Genomic DNA, 16,047 nt, shown 5'->3' with positions numbered 1-16,047 from the left:
TCTTCACCGCACCTCAAGGAACGAAAGGACAGATAGTGAATAAAGATCAATAATATATCCGCTTATCATTTGAAGTCGCCGCCCGATGGGCGGAGACTTGCAGCTTGCCTAACAGGCATCAATCGCTTGTTTGACTCGTTTATCTGAAATCGGATAAGGCGTACCAAGTTGCTGAGCAAAATAACTCACTCTTAGCTCTTCGATCATCCAGCGGATCTCTTTGACCGATTCAGGCACAGCTACTCCTTTCGGAATTTTATTCAATAAGGTCTTGTATTCGTTAACCACCGATTCAATTTTCAACATATGCAAGCGATCTTTATTGGGATCAACCGGCAGCTTTTCCAGCCGCCTTTCAATCGCTTTCATGTAGCGCAAAATATCCGCCAGCTTTTTCCAACCGCATTCGGTGGCAAAACCTTTAAAAATCAGCCCTTCCATTTGTGCTTTGATATCCGATAAAGCAAAAGCCATCGTGAAATCGACTTTACCTTTCAAACGCTTATTAATGTTGTACGCGGTGGTTAAAATGGTTTCTACTTGCTGGGCAATCTCGACCACCGTATCGCCCAGTTCAGCGCGAACATATTCTTTCAGCGCTTCAAAGGCTTCTGGCTGCCAAACCATGCCCCCATGCTGCTCGATAAGCTTATCAACGCCACAAGCAATACAATCATCAATTAAATCCAGCACTTTACCGTAAGGGTTAAAATACAAGCCAAGCTTGGATTTATTAGGCAAGTTACTGTGTAAGTATTTGATCGGTGATGGCACATTAAGCAAAATTAATCGTCTTTGTCCGGCTTGCATCGCAGTTTGCTGCTCACTTTCCGTTTCAAATAGCTTAATTTCAATGCTGTCTTTATTATCCACCAACGCCGGATAGGCTTTAACCTCAAAACCGCCACGTTTTTGCTGGTAAACTTTCGGCAGCTCACCAAACGACCAAGTGTGGAGATCTTTCTGCTCAATATCATCATCCGCCACTTGCGATAAGGTTTCTTGAACCTTGGCTTTCAAGCTTTCTTTCAATGCGTATAAGTCTTTATCTTCATTGAGTTTCCGATGACGATGATCCACCACCCGATAGGTCACTTTTAAGTGATCAGGTACTTGCTGCCAATTCCAATCTTCACGCTCGATAGCCACGCCTGTCATCCGCTTAAGCTCTTTTTCCAGCGCATCCAGTAATGGCATTGCTAACGGTGTGACGCGCGCTAGAAAAGCATCAGCATAGTTTGGCGCTGGCACAAAGTTCTTACGCAGCGTTTTCGGTAGCGATTTAATCAAACTGACCACTAATTGATGACGTAAACCCGGAATTTGCCAATCAAAGCCTTGCGGCTCAATTTGGTTAAGGATCGGCAAAGGAATATGCACCGTTACACCGTCACTATCAATGCCCGGTTCAAATTGATAACTGAGCTTTAATTTAATTCCGTTTTGGTGCCAGAAATTAGGGTAATCGAGTTCGGTGATATGGCTGGCATCGCCTTTAACCAGCATCTCTTTTTCAAAATTGAGTAAGTCTGGGTTATCATGGCTGGCTTTTTTCCACCAAGCATCAAAATGACGTCCAGATACTACCTCTGCGCCAACTCGTTGATCATAAAATTGGAACAGCTCTTCATCATCCACCAAGATATCTCGGCGACGAGATTTATGCTCTAACTCCTCGACCTCAAGTAACAAAGCGCGATTTTGCTTAAAGAAAGCGTGTTTGGTTTGCCAATCACCTTCCACCAAAGCACTGCGAATGAAAATCTCGCGGCTTAATGGCACATCAATCGCCCCATAATTGACCGCTCGTTTGGCAATGATAGGCACGCCATAAAGGGTCACTTTTTCATACGCCATCACCGCGGCACTTTTCTTCGACCAATGTGGTTCGCTATAACTACGCTTGATCAAGTGCTTAGCAAGAGGCTCAATCCATTCCGGTTGAATTTTGGCGACAATCCGCGCCCACAGTTTCGAGGTTTCGACCAGTTCTGCCGACATCACCCACTTTGGCTGTTTTTTAAATAAACCAGAAGCTGGGAAGATATTGAATCTTGCGTTACGAGCCCCTTGATACTCATTTTTTTCAGCGTCTTTACTGCCGATGTGTGACAGCAAACCCACCAAAATGGCGCTGTGCAGACTGTCATAATTTGCCGGCTGATCGTTGAGCTTATAATCCATTTCACGCATCGATTGATGAATTTGGAAATAAACATCTTGCCACTCACGAACGCGCAAATAATTTAAATAGTCCTGTTTACATTGACGACGAAAAGCATTGCTATTCAAGGCCTTTTGCTGCTCTTGTAAGTAATGCCACAGATTGATTAAGGTAACAAAATCCGAGTCTTCATCGACAAAACGGCGATGTTTTTCATCCGAGGCTTGCTGCTTATCACTCGGCCTTTCTCTTGGGTCTTGAATCGATAACGCTGAGGCAATGATCATCACCTCTTTTAAGCAACCGAGCCGCGGCGCTTCCAACACCATTCGCGCTAAACGTGGGTCAATCGGTAAACGAGCCAACTGACGGCCAATCGTGGTCAGGCGTTTTTTCGGGTCGCTGATCTCAGGGTTCATTGCCCCCAACTCTTCCAGCAAGCGAACGCCATCTTGGATATGGCGTTTGTCTGGCGCTTCAACAAATGGGAACGCCTCGATATCGCCTAAGCCTAGCGCGGTCATTTGTAGAATGACTGACGCTAAGTTGGTGCGCAGAATTTCCGGATCGGTAAACTCAGGGCGAGATAAAAAGTCCTCTTCTGAGTACAGACGGATACAGATACCCTCTTCGACACGCCCACAGCGCCCTTTACGTTGGTTAGCACTGGCTTGAGAAATCGGTTCAATCGGTAAACGTTGCACCTTGGTGCGATAGCTGTAACGGCTGATCCGCGCGGTGCCCGGATCAATAACATACTTGATCCCTGGTACCGTTAACGAGGTTTCCGCCACGTTGGTGGCAAGTACGATCCGCCGGCCGCTATGGGGTTGGAAAATCTTATTTTGTTCGCCAGAGGATAAACGGGCATACAAAGGTACAATCTCGGTATCTCGTAACTTACGTTTTGCCAACGCATCAGCAGTGTCACGAATTTCCCGCTCACCATTCATGAAAATCAGGATATCCCCTAAACCTTCAAGGCACAGCTCATCCACTGCGTCAAAAATACCTTCGAGTTGATCGCGATCGCTGTCCGTTTCTGCCACTAGTGGACGATAACGCGTTTCTACCGGAAAGGTTCTGCCTGACACTTCAATGATCGGCGCATTAGCAAAGTGTTTAGAAAATCGCTCAGGGTCAATGGTTGCCGAGGTGATGATCACTTTGAGATCAGGACGACGGGGTAATAATTGGCGTAAATAACCGAGAATAAAATCAATGTTTAAACTGCGCTCGTGAGCTTCATCAATAATGATCGTGTCGTACTGATTGAGATAACGATCATGTTGAATTTCTGCCAGTAAAATACCGTCAGTCATTAATTTGATTTGGGTTTGCTCAGAGATTTGATCGTTAAAGCGAACCTTATAACCAACCACTCCGCCGAGCTCACACTGCATCTCTTCAGCAATACGATTCGCTACCGAGCGAGCAGCTAAACGGCGTGGCTGGGTATGGCCAATCAGCCCATATTTGCCGCGTCCAAGTTCAGCGCAAATTTTCGGTAACTGAGTGGTTTTACCAGAACCAGTTTCCCCTGCGACAATCACCACTTGATGCTGCTCAATTGCCCGCGCAATATCATCTCGCTTTTGACTAACGGGTAACTGTTCTGGGTATTCGATAGTAATCTTTTGCGCTTCTCGCTGCGAAACCACCATCATTGAACGAGCAATATCCAGCGCTATTTCATCAAAGACGGCTGTTCTTGCTTGTTCTTTAACAATTTTACTGGCACCGATGATCCGCTTATTGAGACGAAAACGGTCTTTTATCAAACACTGTTGCAACGCTTGTTGCAATGACTTGACGGTATTGGCTTTTGCCATCGTATTTTTTTCTGAGTGAGGCTGTGACTGAGTCAAAGCGTTACCTATTCTTTTCTTTGCATAAAATTAGCCGAATTGTATCACAAACTTGTTGGTCGATCGGTAATTCGTATTAAGCCAATCCTGCTGATTCGGCTCGTTAACCAGTAAAAAATGTATTTCGATGATTAATTGTTCGTTTATGGCCCATTGCATGCAAGAAGGTTTAGTTTTATTGTCATTTGGCCGCTAAAATAGAAAGATACCTAACTAAGTAGAAAATACTGTGAAAGCTTCTGAACTGAAACTAAGACTTGATGACCTGCCTGCTGATTGTGACCCTGAAGTCGTCATGGGAGAACTTTGGCTGCCCGAACGTTTAGTCGGTACTCAGCACGATAACGATATGCTGTTTTTACAATTTGATAATGCTCCAGAAGAAGGTGAAGGCGAGGAAGAGGGTCGCGGTTTTGTTCAGCATGAAATCAATCTGATCCGTGAGCGTATTACTCAATTACTCAATGAACCCAATCCACAGAGCGTTCAAGTTGAAGCTTTAGTCGCCCTACTGCTGCTTGCCCATGAACAAAGCAGTTCGGAGTTTGTAGAAATGATCAGTGACTGGGAACTGTAAGCGTTTAACTCTCTCAACGCTTGAATAAGCACCTTCTCTGCGCCATTTTCTACAACAATAAGGGAACTGTGGCAGCGTTTTATCCTCCAATCATTAACGTTCACTGGTACCGCATATAGAGAAAGGTATTTTTTATGTTCAATACTATTACCGCCTTATTTAAACAGCTCCTCGACGGGCACGATCTAAGTCAACCTTCTCCTAGCCCTAATTTTGCAATCGCTTGTTTATTGAGTGAGGTCGCCGGTTCAGATCAAAAAATAACGCCCACAGAACGACAAGCGAAGCTAGCCTTACTGCAACGTTTACTTGCAATAGACGACAGTGAAGCACAAGCTTTGATTAGCCGTGCTGAGCAACAAATACGTCAATCGGCATCACTGTATGAATTTACCTCTCAGCTACGAGAATTAACCCAAGGCAAACGATTTGAGTTAATAAAAGCGATGTGGGAAGTTGCCCATGCGGATAGTGAGATTGATCCACTAGAAGATGCGGTGATCCGTAAAACGGCTGAGTTATTGTACGTTGACCACAGTCAGTTTATTCGCGCAAAATTGATGGTTGTTAATCCGAAAAAATAAAGCGAAGTTCTCGAATTAACGCGACCTTCGCTTGATGATTTATTTGTTTGCTGTTTTTACTTTCTTTAATGTTGAATTCCACAATGACCTTGATGGGAGCGAAGCAATACACCCACCAAGGTCTCCAAGACCGTTCGTTAGTATTTAAACTGATTCAAACGCGAGCTCACCGCACTCACTCGATTCGCTGCATCACGGCTCTCTTGATCGGCGGCGCTGGCACCATGATCAATTTCATTCGCCGCATCATTAATCGCCACAATATTACGATTCACCTCTTCAGTCACCGCCGCCTGCTCTTCTGCTGCGGTGGCGATTTGGTGGGCCATATCTTGAATACGCTCACTTTGTGCGCGTACTTCTTTTAAAGCATCGACAGCACGTTGTGATAACGCTTGGCAGTTATTACTCTGCTCACGACTTTCATTCACCGTGGCGACCGCTTTTTTACTGCGCTGACGTAAGGTATCGATCATGGTTTGTATTTCATCGGTGGACTGCGCAGTGCGCGTGGCAAGGTTACGCACCTCGTCAGCCACTACGGCGAAGCCGCGTCCTTGATCACCAGCACGCGCCGCTTCAATCGCTGCGTTTAATGCCAATAAGTTGGTCTGCTCAGAGATGGCTCGAATGACATCCAAGATTGACCCCACTTGCTCACTTTGCGCTTCCAGCTCTTCTATCTCTTGCGCAGATTTAAGAAGATCATTAGCTAAACGTTTCAAGCCTTCGGCACTTTGTTCTACTTCGCGCTGGCTTTGGTTAATTTCTTGCTGAGCTTGAGTCACGGCGCTGGCCGTTTCTTGAGCATTGTCGGAAACACTGTGCGCAGTAGAAGACATTTCATTGGTTGCGGTTACCACTTGCTCTATTTCTGCCCGTTGATGTCTAATCTGATCGACGCCCTGTTTCGCATAAGAAGCTGAACGCTGAGTACTTTCGGTTAAACCCTCCATTTGCTGAGCAACATCAGAGACTATCGAACGAACATTACCGACAAAGGTATTTAAATGATGAGCCAATTGCCCGGTTTCATCACGGCGATCAATTTTAATGGTTTGGGTTAAATCACCTCCAGATTGGGTGAGTTTTTCAACCAAACCAACCAGCTTTTGAATCGGACGGCTGATTGATAATGCCATGACCCACATGGCGATAATACCTAATAAGATGAGTAAACCACCGACCCAAAGCTGACCTTGTAGGTTAGCGGAGAAGCCTTGATCTAATTGCTGGGAGATCACAGCGGCCTGAGCTAATGCCACAGAAACCGGTAATATCACAATCACTTCCCAGTTATCATTCACGCCATGAGCACGAAACTGCGCTGATGCGATCACTGAATTATCTTCAATGCGGCTTTGTCCAACCACCCGCTTACTGATCAACTGAGCGACACCTGTCTGTTGAAGAGCTTTACCAACATTCGCGGCTTCAGAGCTATCTGCACTCACGATATTTTTCGGGCTAAGGATGAGGACTCGCGCTTGACGATCAATATGTTTTTGGGTATCGGCAGCAATGCGTTGTAGGAAGTTTAACGAATAATCGACACCAACCATCCCCGCCGCTTTACCATTAACCATCACAGGAGAAACAAAAGAACTCAACAAGGTTTGTACACCTTGGATATCGTAACTTGCAGGATCAATCACGCAATTTCTGCCCGTTTCTATGGGGCATAAATACCATTCAGAATTACGTACGCCTGTCGAAGAAACGGTTTTATCGTACATATTACCTAATGGACGCATCCCTAGTTGCCCCGAAGCCGAGCGATTCCAGTAGGGGGCGAATTGACCATTATCTTTGCTATGCGGTAAGCCGAGCGAAAAAATATCATCACCATCGAATTGATGCGCTTCCCAACCGGTATAAATACCTAGCAAGTCGGGATGTTGAAGAAAAACACTGCGTAACATCTCAGTGACCACTTCACGAGAAGGACGCTCACCTTCTAAGCTACTCGATAATGACTGTGAAATGAGCATCGCTTGGTCAAAACGACTTTTCACTCCTAACGCTTCTTGCGTTGCAATAAGCTGCATGTTTTGTAACGCTTGACGACGCAGCTCTTGATCGACCTGTTGATTAACGGAAGCCGATAAAATTTGACTGCTATGATAACTAAAACCAATCACCGCAAGGGTGATTGATAAAAGGGCTAACACACTAAAGGTTAAAACCTGTTGGCGAATACTGGTAAATTTCATCCTGATAACCTTACTTATCCATTGATTACTACCAGTTTAAGTCAGATTTTTCCTTTGAGCATTGTCATCGCGTTTTTATTGAGAGATTTGCCATATAAATAGATCGATGAATGTTTAAAACATCGTTAATGCCAGTTTTGCCAGATTGTAAGCATCGACATAACCGGAATGCTGACGCCCTTCCCAATCAATACCCTGTGCTTCTTGCGCCGCTCGATGCCCGATTCGTTTATCTTTTAAACGATGTTGAAGACGATATAAGGTCGCTAAATTGATGCATTCGTGGATCGGCATAGGCAGACCTTTTTGCGCGCACTCTTTGGCTAAGATCAAATCGTCTCTTCCCCAACACGCATAAATTTTCTTACTGCCACCAAAGTTTTTCACCATCGACCGCAACACATCGGCAAGGGGGCGGCCTTGTTTAGCCACTTTACGCGGAGTAATCCCCGTTAGTTCAACGCAAAACTCAGAAATTTTATCCTGCTCGGGTTGAACATAATATTGAGCACGCTTGACGATTTTACCCGCCGTAAGATCGATTTCAGCCAACCCCACTTCGATGATCTCTCCGGTAGTGCCTACGCCGTTCTCATTCCAGCAACACATTTCGAGGTCAAAACACACCACTCGGTTGTAATTCATTCGTTTATTCCGTGACTGATTGTCAATAAACCACAAATACTACCCAACTCTCTGCCAAAACTCGACGATTAAACCGTAGCACCACGATTGGTTGCCGCAATTTTAAAACGATTGTCGACAAACTCGGCAAATCACCACGTTGAGCGCTTAAAAAGCGAACGAATAGTCGCACTCTCACCCTGAAAACACCGATTTAACCATGCCTCATCGGTTGAATATGCTAATATCTGCCCTTATTTATCAAGCTATTCTGATCATCAAAATACTGCACCACGCTGTATTTGTTAGACCTAATATTGAGAATTCATCATGAACTTCGATTTAAGCGCTATACCAACCACCGTCGACATGCTCCACGCTGTCCTTGCTATTTTCAGCTTATTTACCCTGTTATTACTGATTCTTCGTAAACCGCGTGTGATAGAAACCATCGTTGAAAAGCCGATTGAGAAGATCGTCGAAGTGGAAAAACCGGTGGAGAAAATTATTGAAGTCGAAAAGATTGTTGAAGTAGAAAAAATCGTCGAAAAAGTGGTCGAAGTAGAATCCAAGCTTGCCACCACATCGACTGACTCGGCACTGCAATTGCTGGCTATTTTGCAAAAAGAAGCCCGCTTCATTGACTTTTTACAAGAAGAACTCAGCGCGTTTTCTGACGAAGAAGTCGGTGCAGCGGCTCGCGTTATCCATTCGGGCGGTCAAAAAGTTCTCAAAGAATACTTAACGTTAGAGCCAATTCGTACTGAAGAAGAAGAGACCCGAATCACCGTTGAACAAGGGTTCAACTCGCAAGCGATTCGTTTGATCGGCAACGTGACCGGACAAGCACCGTTTACTGGTACGTTGATCCACAAAGGGTGGAAAGCCAGCGCACTACACTTGCCGAAACTGGCCGAGCATTATGATCCCTCAATCATTGCCCCAGCAGAGGTGGAGCTATAATGGAACATCAACACGATCTCTCCACGCAACCATCAGCAACTTTTAGTGTCGGTATTGATTTAGGTACGACTCACTGTGTGCTTGCCTATAGTGATACACGAAACGAACACGCGAGTGTGCAAGTGATGCCGATTCCTCAGCTCAGCGCACCGGGTAGCGTCGAATCGCTCAATCAGCTTGGTTCTTTCGTCTATCAACCCCATGAACACGAAATGAATCCAGCGTCTCGTGTATTGCCATGGACAGATAAACCCAATGCCTTAGTAGGAGCGATTGCCCGCAACCTTGGCGCTAAAACACCGATTCGCTTGGTGGCCAGTGCGAAATCTTGGTTATGCCATGGCGGTGTGAATCGTCGTGAAGCATTTTTACCTGCTGGCAGTCCCGAAGAAGTGGAGAAAATCTCTCCCCTACGCGCCACCGAACTTTACCTTGAGCACTTAAAACAAGCGTGGGATCACACTCATCCCGAACATCCGCTCTGTGATCAAGAAGTAACCATCACCGTACCCGCCTCGTTCGATCCGGCAGCGCGAGAGCTCACGGCTGAAGCGGCGCGGAATATTGGCTTAACCCATTTGACCTTACTCGAAGAGCCTCAAGCCGCACTGTATAGCTGGATCGATAATAGTCATGATCAATGGCGTGATCAGGTCAATGTCGGCGATATCGTACTGGTGGTGGATATTGGTGGCGGAACTACCGACCTATCACTGGTTGAAGTGACCGAAGATGAAGGAACACTAAGTTTACAACGCATCGCCGTCGGTGAGCATATTTTGCTCGGTGGCGATAATATGGATCTCGCTCTAGCCTACCACTTAAAAATGAAGCTGGCCAAAGAAGGTAAAGATCTACAACCTTGGCAAGTGCAAGCGATGACTCACGCTTGCCGCGATGCCAAAGAAGCGTTATTGAATGATAGTCAACGACAAGCGATGCCGATTGTTGTGCCAAGTCGCGGATCCAAACTGCTCGGTAGCACATTGAAAACCGAGTTAACACAAGATGACGTTCAGCAAATGCTGATTGACGGCTTCTTCCCGAAAGTGACGATTAATGATCATCCGCAGCAACGTAGCCGTGGCGCATTAACCCAAATGGGCCTACCTTATGCGCAAGATGCGGGTATTACTCGCCATATTGCCGCGTTTCTTGCCAAACAAGCCAACGCAACCACAGAGGCAACAGACCAAGAATTCAATCCGTTTCTTGGTGGCATGCCCGGCCAATCATCACCGTCAAACGCTTTTATTAAGCCAACCGCGATATTGTTTAATGGCGGAGTGTTAAAATCCTCTCTCTTAGCTGAACGTTTGCAAGACACCATTAATCAATGGCTAGTCGAAGCCAACGCTCCAATCGCTAAACGCCTGACGGGCGTTGACTTAGACTTAGCCGTTGCCAGAGGTGCCGCTTATTATGGTGTGGTTCGCCGCGGTCAAGGGGTGCGTATTCGTGGTGGTATAGCTTCGAGTTACTACGTGGGTATTGAAAGTGCGATGCCAGCAATTCCCGGTATGGCTCCGCCAATGGAAGCACTCTGTGTTGCACCGTTTGGTATGGAAGAAGGTTCTAGCGTCGACGTCCCCAGCCAAACTTTTGGTTTAGTGATTGGTCAACCGGTTAACTTCCAGTTTTTTGGCTCAACAACTCGCCGTGACGATGCCGCAGGCACCCATCTGGATCATTGGCAAGATGACGAATTAGAAGAACTACCGGAGATCCAAGTCACTTTACCGGTATCAGAAGGCCGTCGCGAAGGTGAAATTGTCCCTGTCACCTTAGCTGCACGAGTCACGGAGTTAGGAACGTTACGCCTTGAGGCCATCGCCGCTGATAATGGCCAAACGTGGCATGTTGAATTCAATGTCCGTGAAGAAGCGCAACCGACCGCTTAGCCATCCATTACAAAAACGGCACTTTCAGAGTGTCGTTTTTATTCATGAAAAGGGTTGTCATGACATCTCCTCGTTTTCTGGTGGGCATTGACTTAGGCACCACCAATACTGTCGTTGCTTATTGCGAGCTAACCACGGATTTATTGCATTCACCCGTGGCTCTGTTCGAGATCGATCAATTAATTGGTCCCGGTGAAGTGGTGCGTAGACCGTTATTGCCTTCTTTTCGCTATCACCCAGCAGCAGAGCAAGTCAACGCCGCCGATCTTACCCTACCTTGGGAACATCAACCGGTCAGTGGCGATCTTCCTCAGGTAATCATTGGTGAATGGGCCCGAGCGCTCGGTGCCAAAGTCGAAGGTCGCCAAGTGGTGAGTGCCAAAAGCTGGCTGTCTCATCCGAGTGTCGACCGACACTCCGCCATTTTACCTTGGGCTGGAGCGAGTGATGTCGATAAAGTCTCACCGGTGATTGCCAGTGCGAGTTATCTCAACCACATCCGTCAAGCGTGGAATCACCGCCATCCGGGAGATCGGTTAGAAAATCAAGAAGTGGTAGTCACCGTGCCAGCCTCATTTGATGAAACAGCCCGTCAACTCACCCTCGATGCTGCGCAATTGGCAGGTTTATCTACCATCATTTTATTAGAAGAGCCACAAGCCGTTTGCTACGATTGGTATGCTCGCCATTCCGCTACCGCCAGTGAGCAACTGAGCGAAGTCCCTTTGATTTTAGTTTGTGATGTCGGCGGCGGCACCACCGATTTGAGCTTAATTGAAGCCAAACACCAGCAAAGTTTAATCCTCAATCGTGTTGGTGTCGGTGAGCACCTCATGCTCGGTGGTGATAACGTAGACCTCGCCCTCGCCCATCTTGCGGAACAACATTTCAATACGAACCAAAAGCTGAGCGCTGCAAGCCTGAGTAAATTGATTCAGCAAACCCGACAAGCAAAAGAACAATTACTCTCTCATGATGCGCCAGAAAACATCAAAATCACCCTACTCGGCAGCGGTTCTAGATTGCTCGGCGGCAGTAAAAGCGTCTCACTCACTCGCCAAGAAGTGCATCAGATTGCTTTAGAAGGATTCTTTCCACGGTCTGAATTTTCACAGCTGCCTGATAAGCGGCGTCGTGCGGTGGTCGAATTTGGCTTGCCCTACGTCGCTGACCCTGCAGTGAGTAAACATGTCGCCGAATTTCTTCACCAGCATCAATCTGTTGCGCTATCAGCACTCAATCAGCTCGATACCACACAGCCAGCGATACCCGTTGGGTTGCTACTCAACGGTGGGGTTTTTAATAGCCCATTAATTACCGAACGTCTTACCCAACTGCTGACCGATTGGCGAGGGGCGCCAATAACCGTATTAGATAATCCTCACCCTGATTTGGCCGTGGCGCTTGGTGCTGTCGCATTTGCCAAAGCTCGACGTGGCGCACAGCTGAAAATTGGCGGCGGATCTGCCCGCTCGTATTTTTTACATCTTCCCGAAAAAAATCATTTAGGCAAGGCATTGTGTTTACTCGCCAAAGGCAGTGAAGAAGGGCAAGAGATCCGCTTAACCGGTCGGCGCTTCTCGTTAACGTTAGGCGAGCCCGTTCGTTTTAACCTTCTCACCTCCAGTTACGATACGATTGATGAAAAAGCGCCAATACAAAATGGTATGCTGGTTAAGATTGAACCGGAACGCTTTAGCCCTTTACCACCATACATTACCAGCCTCGAAGGTGAAGGGGCGGTTTTACATGCGAACCAAAAAGAGCGCATTGAAGTACAACTGGCCTGTCAGCTAACCGAAGTCGGTACCTTGAAAATAGAGTGTGTTCACGTCGACGATGAAAGTAAACGCTGGGAATTAGAATTCGAAGTTCGTCAGCAAACCGAAGCGATGCAGCAACCAGCCTCTCTTCATCCTCGCTTATCGGAATGCAAAGCTTTAATTGCCCGTTTGTACAGCGGTAATACCAAAAGTGCGCCTAATGATGAGATAAAAACCTTAACCAAAACCCTTGAGAAACAACTGGGCAAACGCGATGAATGGGATTTCACCACCCTGCGCCATTTATTTGATGTATTAGCTCAAGGACGTAAACGTCGCCGTCGCTCAGAAGCACACGAAAAACATTGGCTACGCTTGGCTGGGTTTACATTACGTCCAGGTTTTGGTGATAGCACAGACCCATGGCGCATCGATCAGGTATGGGGTCTCTATCAGCAAGGTATTCAGTTTCAAAATCAACAAGGTTGGAGCGATTGGTGGGTATTTTGGAGGCGAATTGCAGGGGGATTAAACCAAAGCCAACAAGAGCAAATTCTAGCCGACATTGCCAAATACTTGCATCCCGGCGCGATGAAAAACCCACAAACGGCGAAAGCAGCGCAAGAGATGGGCTACGAAGCGATGGTGCGCCTTGCTGCATCGTTAGAACATCTGGATGTTGAAGATAAAGTTCTGCTCGCGTCTTGGTTTTTGAATAAAGCCCTCAACCAAACCAACTTCGCTCAGGCTCACTGGTGGGCATTTGGCCGACTTGCCTCACGCAGTCTATTCTATGGCAGCCAGCACACCGTTATTGCGCGTGAACAAGCAGAACAATGGTTACCCACTCTGCTTGAGCAAAACTGGCAACAAGAACCGATGATTGCTTTTGCCACCGTGATGATGTGCCGTAAAACGGGTGATCGCTTATTTGATATTAGTGATTCAATGCGTCGCGATGTGTTAAGCAAACTGAAACACAGTAAGGTTCCTGATGCATGGGTAGCTCTGGTCGATAGCGTCAGTGAGCTTTCTGCGAGTGAGTCAAAACGTGTCTTTGGTGATGCTTTACCGTATGGCCTACAGCTGATTGAACATTAATCGTCAGTTATGACGAAGGTGTTAATAGACTTTAAGATCGATAAAGGACAGTCGCGGTAGCTGTCCTTTATTATATTGGTATTTTCACCGCTGTTTATGGATGAGCGGGGAGCCGTATCGTGAATGTCGTTTGCTGGGGATCAGACTCCAGTATAATCTCACCTTGATGAGCCTCAACGATTGAACGAGTAATAGAAAGACCGAGACCAGAGCCATCGCCTTGACGTAGACGAGAAGGGTCGCCTCGATGAAAACGCTCAAACACCAAGGGGATCTGATCGCGAGGGATTGGCTCTCCGGGATTACTCACTAGAAGGTGAACCTGATGATTAACCCTTTTTATCGTCACCGTAATCACGTGTTCAGCGGGAGCATGTCGAATCGCGTTAGATAAAAGATTAGACAGTGCTCTTCGTAACATTAAACGATCACCGATCACCGATCCCTTACCGATCAACTTCATCGTTAAGCCCTTTTCTTCTGCCAAAGCTTCGTAAAATTCAAACAGAGCACGCACTTCTGATTCAAGTGCAACATTTTGCTCAGGTTTCGGCAGCATACCATTATCAGCCTTAGCCAAAAACAGCATATCAGCAATCATCCGGGCTAAGCGTTCAAATTCTTCTAGGTTAGAATGTAAGGCTTCTTGGTACTCCTCTGCCGAGCGAGAGCGTGATAACGCCACTTGTGTCTCGGTCATCAAGTTGGATACTGGTGAGCGTAACTCATGAGCGATATCGGCAGAAAATTCATTCAAACGACGAAACGACTGTTCGAGACGCTCTAACATGCCATTAAACGCTTGCACCAGTTCTTGTATCTCGCTGGGTGCCTCTTCCGTTGATAACCGTTCACCAAGGCTATGTGCCGATAATCGCCTTGCTGTACCAGCAATCGTTCGCATTGGCGCTAAGCCTTTATGGGCGGCCATCCAGCCGAGCATCGCCGCAAATAACGTTGCAATGCCAATCCCGATACCTAATTGTAAGCGTAAGGTATTAAGAAAATGCACATGATGAGAGATATCTAACCCGACCAAGACATTAACGTCGCTAAGCTCTGGTAATGACACAGAAAACTGAGTGGCGATACCAATAAAATCCGCCCCAGAGGCATCGCTCCATTTGAGAAAAGGTTGCTTAGAGGTGACTAAATAAGTCTTAATCGGCTCAAGGTGTTCAGCACGCAGAGCGTATTGCCATTGCTGATCGGCAATGGCGATCAAAATGGCGATATTATCATGCCCCGCAAGGATCTCATTAATTCGGGCCGATAAGGTCTCAAGTGAGTGATGAGAAGTCGTCGTCGATAGGAGTCTTTCTATAGTAGTCAACTTAGTTGCAAGCTCATGGCTATCTAATTCATCGAAATGAAGGGACACTGAGCGCTCAATTAACACGCCCATGATGATCAATAGTCCACCCGCCATCAGAGCAAACAACACCGCCAGTCTAACGGTTAGGGATTGCGCCAATTTCACGTCTCGTCAACCTCAAGCACGTACCCCATTCCTCGAACAGTACGAATTAACTTTGGCTCAAAGGGGTCGTCAACTTTCGCTCGTAAACGACGCACAGCCACTTCAATTACATTCGTATCGCTATCAAAATTCATATCCCACACCTGAGAAGCAATAAACGAACGCGATAAAACTTCACCTCGTCGGCGCAATAATAACTCTAATAATATAAATTCTTTCGCCGTTAAATCAATTCGTTGCCCATTTCGTATCACTCGACGTTTCACCAGATCAAGCGCTAAGTCTGCTGCCTGTAAGTGATCAATCTTTTGCGTTTTCCCTCTTCTCGATAAGGTCCGAACTCGAGCAAGCAATTCGGAAAAAGCAAAAGGCTTGATGAGGTAATCATCAGCACCCAATTCAAGCCCATGTACACGATCTTCAACGGCATCCCGCGCGGTCAAAAACAGCACCGGCATATGATATTCAGCACGACGAATCGTCTTTAACACACCCCACCCATCCAGTCCAGGTAACATAACATCCAATATTAAGAGGTCATACTCTCCTGTTAATGCCAGATGTAATCCATCAATGCCATCACGTACCAGATCAACCACAAAACCAGCTTCACTTAACCCTTGCTGTAAATAATCGCCGGTTTTCTTTTCATCTTCTACGATCAAGATTTTCATCATTCGCTACTATAGTTCAGGACAGGTGGCGTTATGTTCTCGTAAACACCAAACGATAACAATACTTAACGAGAACATTGTCGAAAAGGATCGCATCACTAGGGTCTGTTGACCACACAAACAGACCCTAAGCAT

At 46.5% G+C, this 16,047-nt stretch carries 10 protein-coding genes; 5 read left to right on the top strand and 5 right to left on the bottom strand.

All coding sequences use genetic code 11. From position 1 onward, the window contains the following. Positions 1-108: 108 nt before the first annotated feature. The gene (gene hrpA / locus CAG58_RS05985) at positions 109-4,032 is read right to left on the bottom strand and encodes an ATP-dependent RNA helicase HrpA (protein WP_161426474.1); all 3,924 of its coding nucleotides are present in this window, start codon (positions 4,030-4,032) and stop codon (positions 109-111) included. Positions 4,033-4,261: 229 nt separating this feature from the next. On the opposite strand from hrpA, the gene CAG58_RS05980 reads away from it, so the two are divergent. Beyond that, complete coding sequence (locus CAG58_RS05980) at positions 4,262-4,609, top strand: hypothetical protein (RefSeq protein ID WP_004395210.1); 348 nt, start codon at positions 4,262-4,264, stop codon at positions 4,607-4,609. A gap of 134 nt (positions 4,610-4,743) precedes the next feature. Beyond that, positions 4,744-5,193 (top strand): tellurite resistance TerB family protein, encoded by a 450-nt coding sequence (locus tag CAG58_RS05975; protein WP_161426475.1) that lies wholly within the window; start codon positions 4,744-4,746, stop codon positions 5,191-5,193. A 137-nt stretch (positions 5,194-5,330) separates the two neighbouring features. On the opposite strand, the gene CAG58_RS05970 is transcribed toward CAG58_RS05975, so the two are convergent. Both CAG58_RS05970 and CAG58_RS05965 read right to left on the bottom strand, forming a co-directional pair. Next, a complete protein-coding gene (locus tag CAG58_RS05970; protein ID WP_161426476.1) occupies positions 5,331-7,406 on the bottom strand; it encodes a methyl-accepting chemotaxis protein in 2,076 nt (691 codons plus the stop codon). 114 nt (positions 7,407-7,520) lie between these two features. Continuing rightward, positions 7,521-8,051 (bottom strand): 3'-5' exonuclease, encoded by a 531-nt coding sequence (locus CAG58_RS05965; protein ID WP_004395207.1) that lies wholly within the window; start codon positions 8,049-8,051, stop codon positions 7,521-7,523. A 309-nt stretch (positions 8,052-8,360) separates the two neighbouring features. Between CAG58_RS05965 and CAG58_RS05960 the strand changes: the two genes are divergently transcribed. From CAG58_RS05960 to CAG58_RS05950, 3 genes are read left to right on the top strand one after another with little or no spacing between them, the layout of a single operon-like run. Further along, a complete protein-coding gene (locus CAG58_RS05960) occupies positions 8,361-8,993 on the top strand; it encodes a DUF2760 domain-containing protein (protein WP_161426477.1) in 633 nt (210 codons plus the stop codon). After that, entirely contained in the window at positions 8,993-10,894 is a 1,902-nt protein-coding gene (locus tag CAG58_RS05955) for an Hsp70 family protein (protein ID WP_004395205.1), read from the top strand. The genes CAG58_RS05960 and CAG58_RS05955 overlap by 1 nt, the downstream gene beginning before the upstream one ends. A gap of 59 nt (positions 10,895-10,953) precedes the next feature. Further along, positions 10,954-13,758: an Hsp70 family protein gene (locus tag CAG58_RS05950; protein ID WP_161426478.1), complete on the top strand. Its 2,805-nt coding sequence runs from the start codon at positions 10,954-10,956 to the stop codon at positions 13,756-13,758. Positions 13,759-13,852: 94 nt separating this feature from the next. Here the strand turns inward: CAG58_RS05950 and CAG58_RS05945 are convergent, their stop codons facing one another. Continuing rightward, the gene (locus CAG58_RS05945) at positions 13,853-15,238 is read right to left on the bottom strand and encodes a heavy metal sensor histidine kinase (RefSeq protein WP_161426479.1); all 1,386 of its coding nucleotides are present in this window, start codon (positions 15,236-15,238) and stop codon (positions 13,853-13,855) included. After that, complete coding sequence (locus tag CAG58_RS05940; RefSeq protein ID WP_004395202.1) at positions 15,235-15,912, bottom strand: heavy metal response regulator transcription factor; 678 nt, start codon at positions 15,910-15,912, stop codon at positions 15,235-15,237. Before CAG58_RS05940 ends, CAG58_RS05945 begins: the two co-directional genes overlap by 4 nt. Positions 15,913-16,047 lie beyond the last annotated feature (135 nt).

The sequence above is a fragment of the Vibrio sp. V31_P5A7T61 genome, assembly GCF_009904895.1.
In the GTDB taxonomy this organism is placed as follows: Bacteria; Pseudomonadota; Gammaproteobacteria; order Enterobacterales; family Vibrionaceae; genus Vibrio; species Vibrio metschnikovii.
Note: the sequence above shows the minus strand (reverse complement) of the source record. Positions and strands in the feature narration are given on the sequence as shown.

Excerpts from the sequence above, each read along its gene's own strand:
- CAG58_RS05975 (WP_161426475.1), top strand. The coding sequence starts at position 4,744 with ATGTTCAATACTATTACCGCCTTATTTAAACAGCTCCTCGACGGGCAC.
- CAG58_RS05970 (WP_161426476.1), bottom strand. The coding sequence starts at position 7,406 with ATGAAATTTACCAGTATTCGCCAACAGGTTTTAACCTTTAGTGTGTTA.
- CAG58_RS05965 (WP_004395207.1), bottom strand. The coding sequence starts at position 8,051 with ATGAATTACAACCGAGTGGTGTGTTTTGACCTCGAAATGTGTTGCTGG.
- CAG58_RS05960 (WP_161426477.1), top strand. The coding sequence starts at position 8,361 with ATGAACTTCGATTTAAGCGCTATACCAACCACCGTCGACATGCTCCAC.
- CAG58_RS05955 (WP_004395205.1), top strand. The coding sequence starts at position 8,993 with ATGGAACATCAACACGATCTCTCCACGCAACCATCAGCAACTTTTAGT.
- CAG58_RS05950 (WP_161426478.1), top strand. The coding sequence starts at position 10,954 with ATGACATCTCCTCGTTTTCTGGTGGGCATTGACTTAGGCACCACCAAT.
- CAG58_RS05940 (WP_004395202.1), bottom strand. The coding sequence starts at position 15,912 with ATGAAAATCTTGATCGTAGAAGATGAAAAGAAAACCGGCGATTATTTA.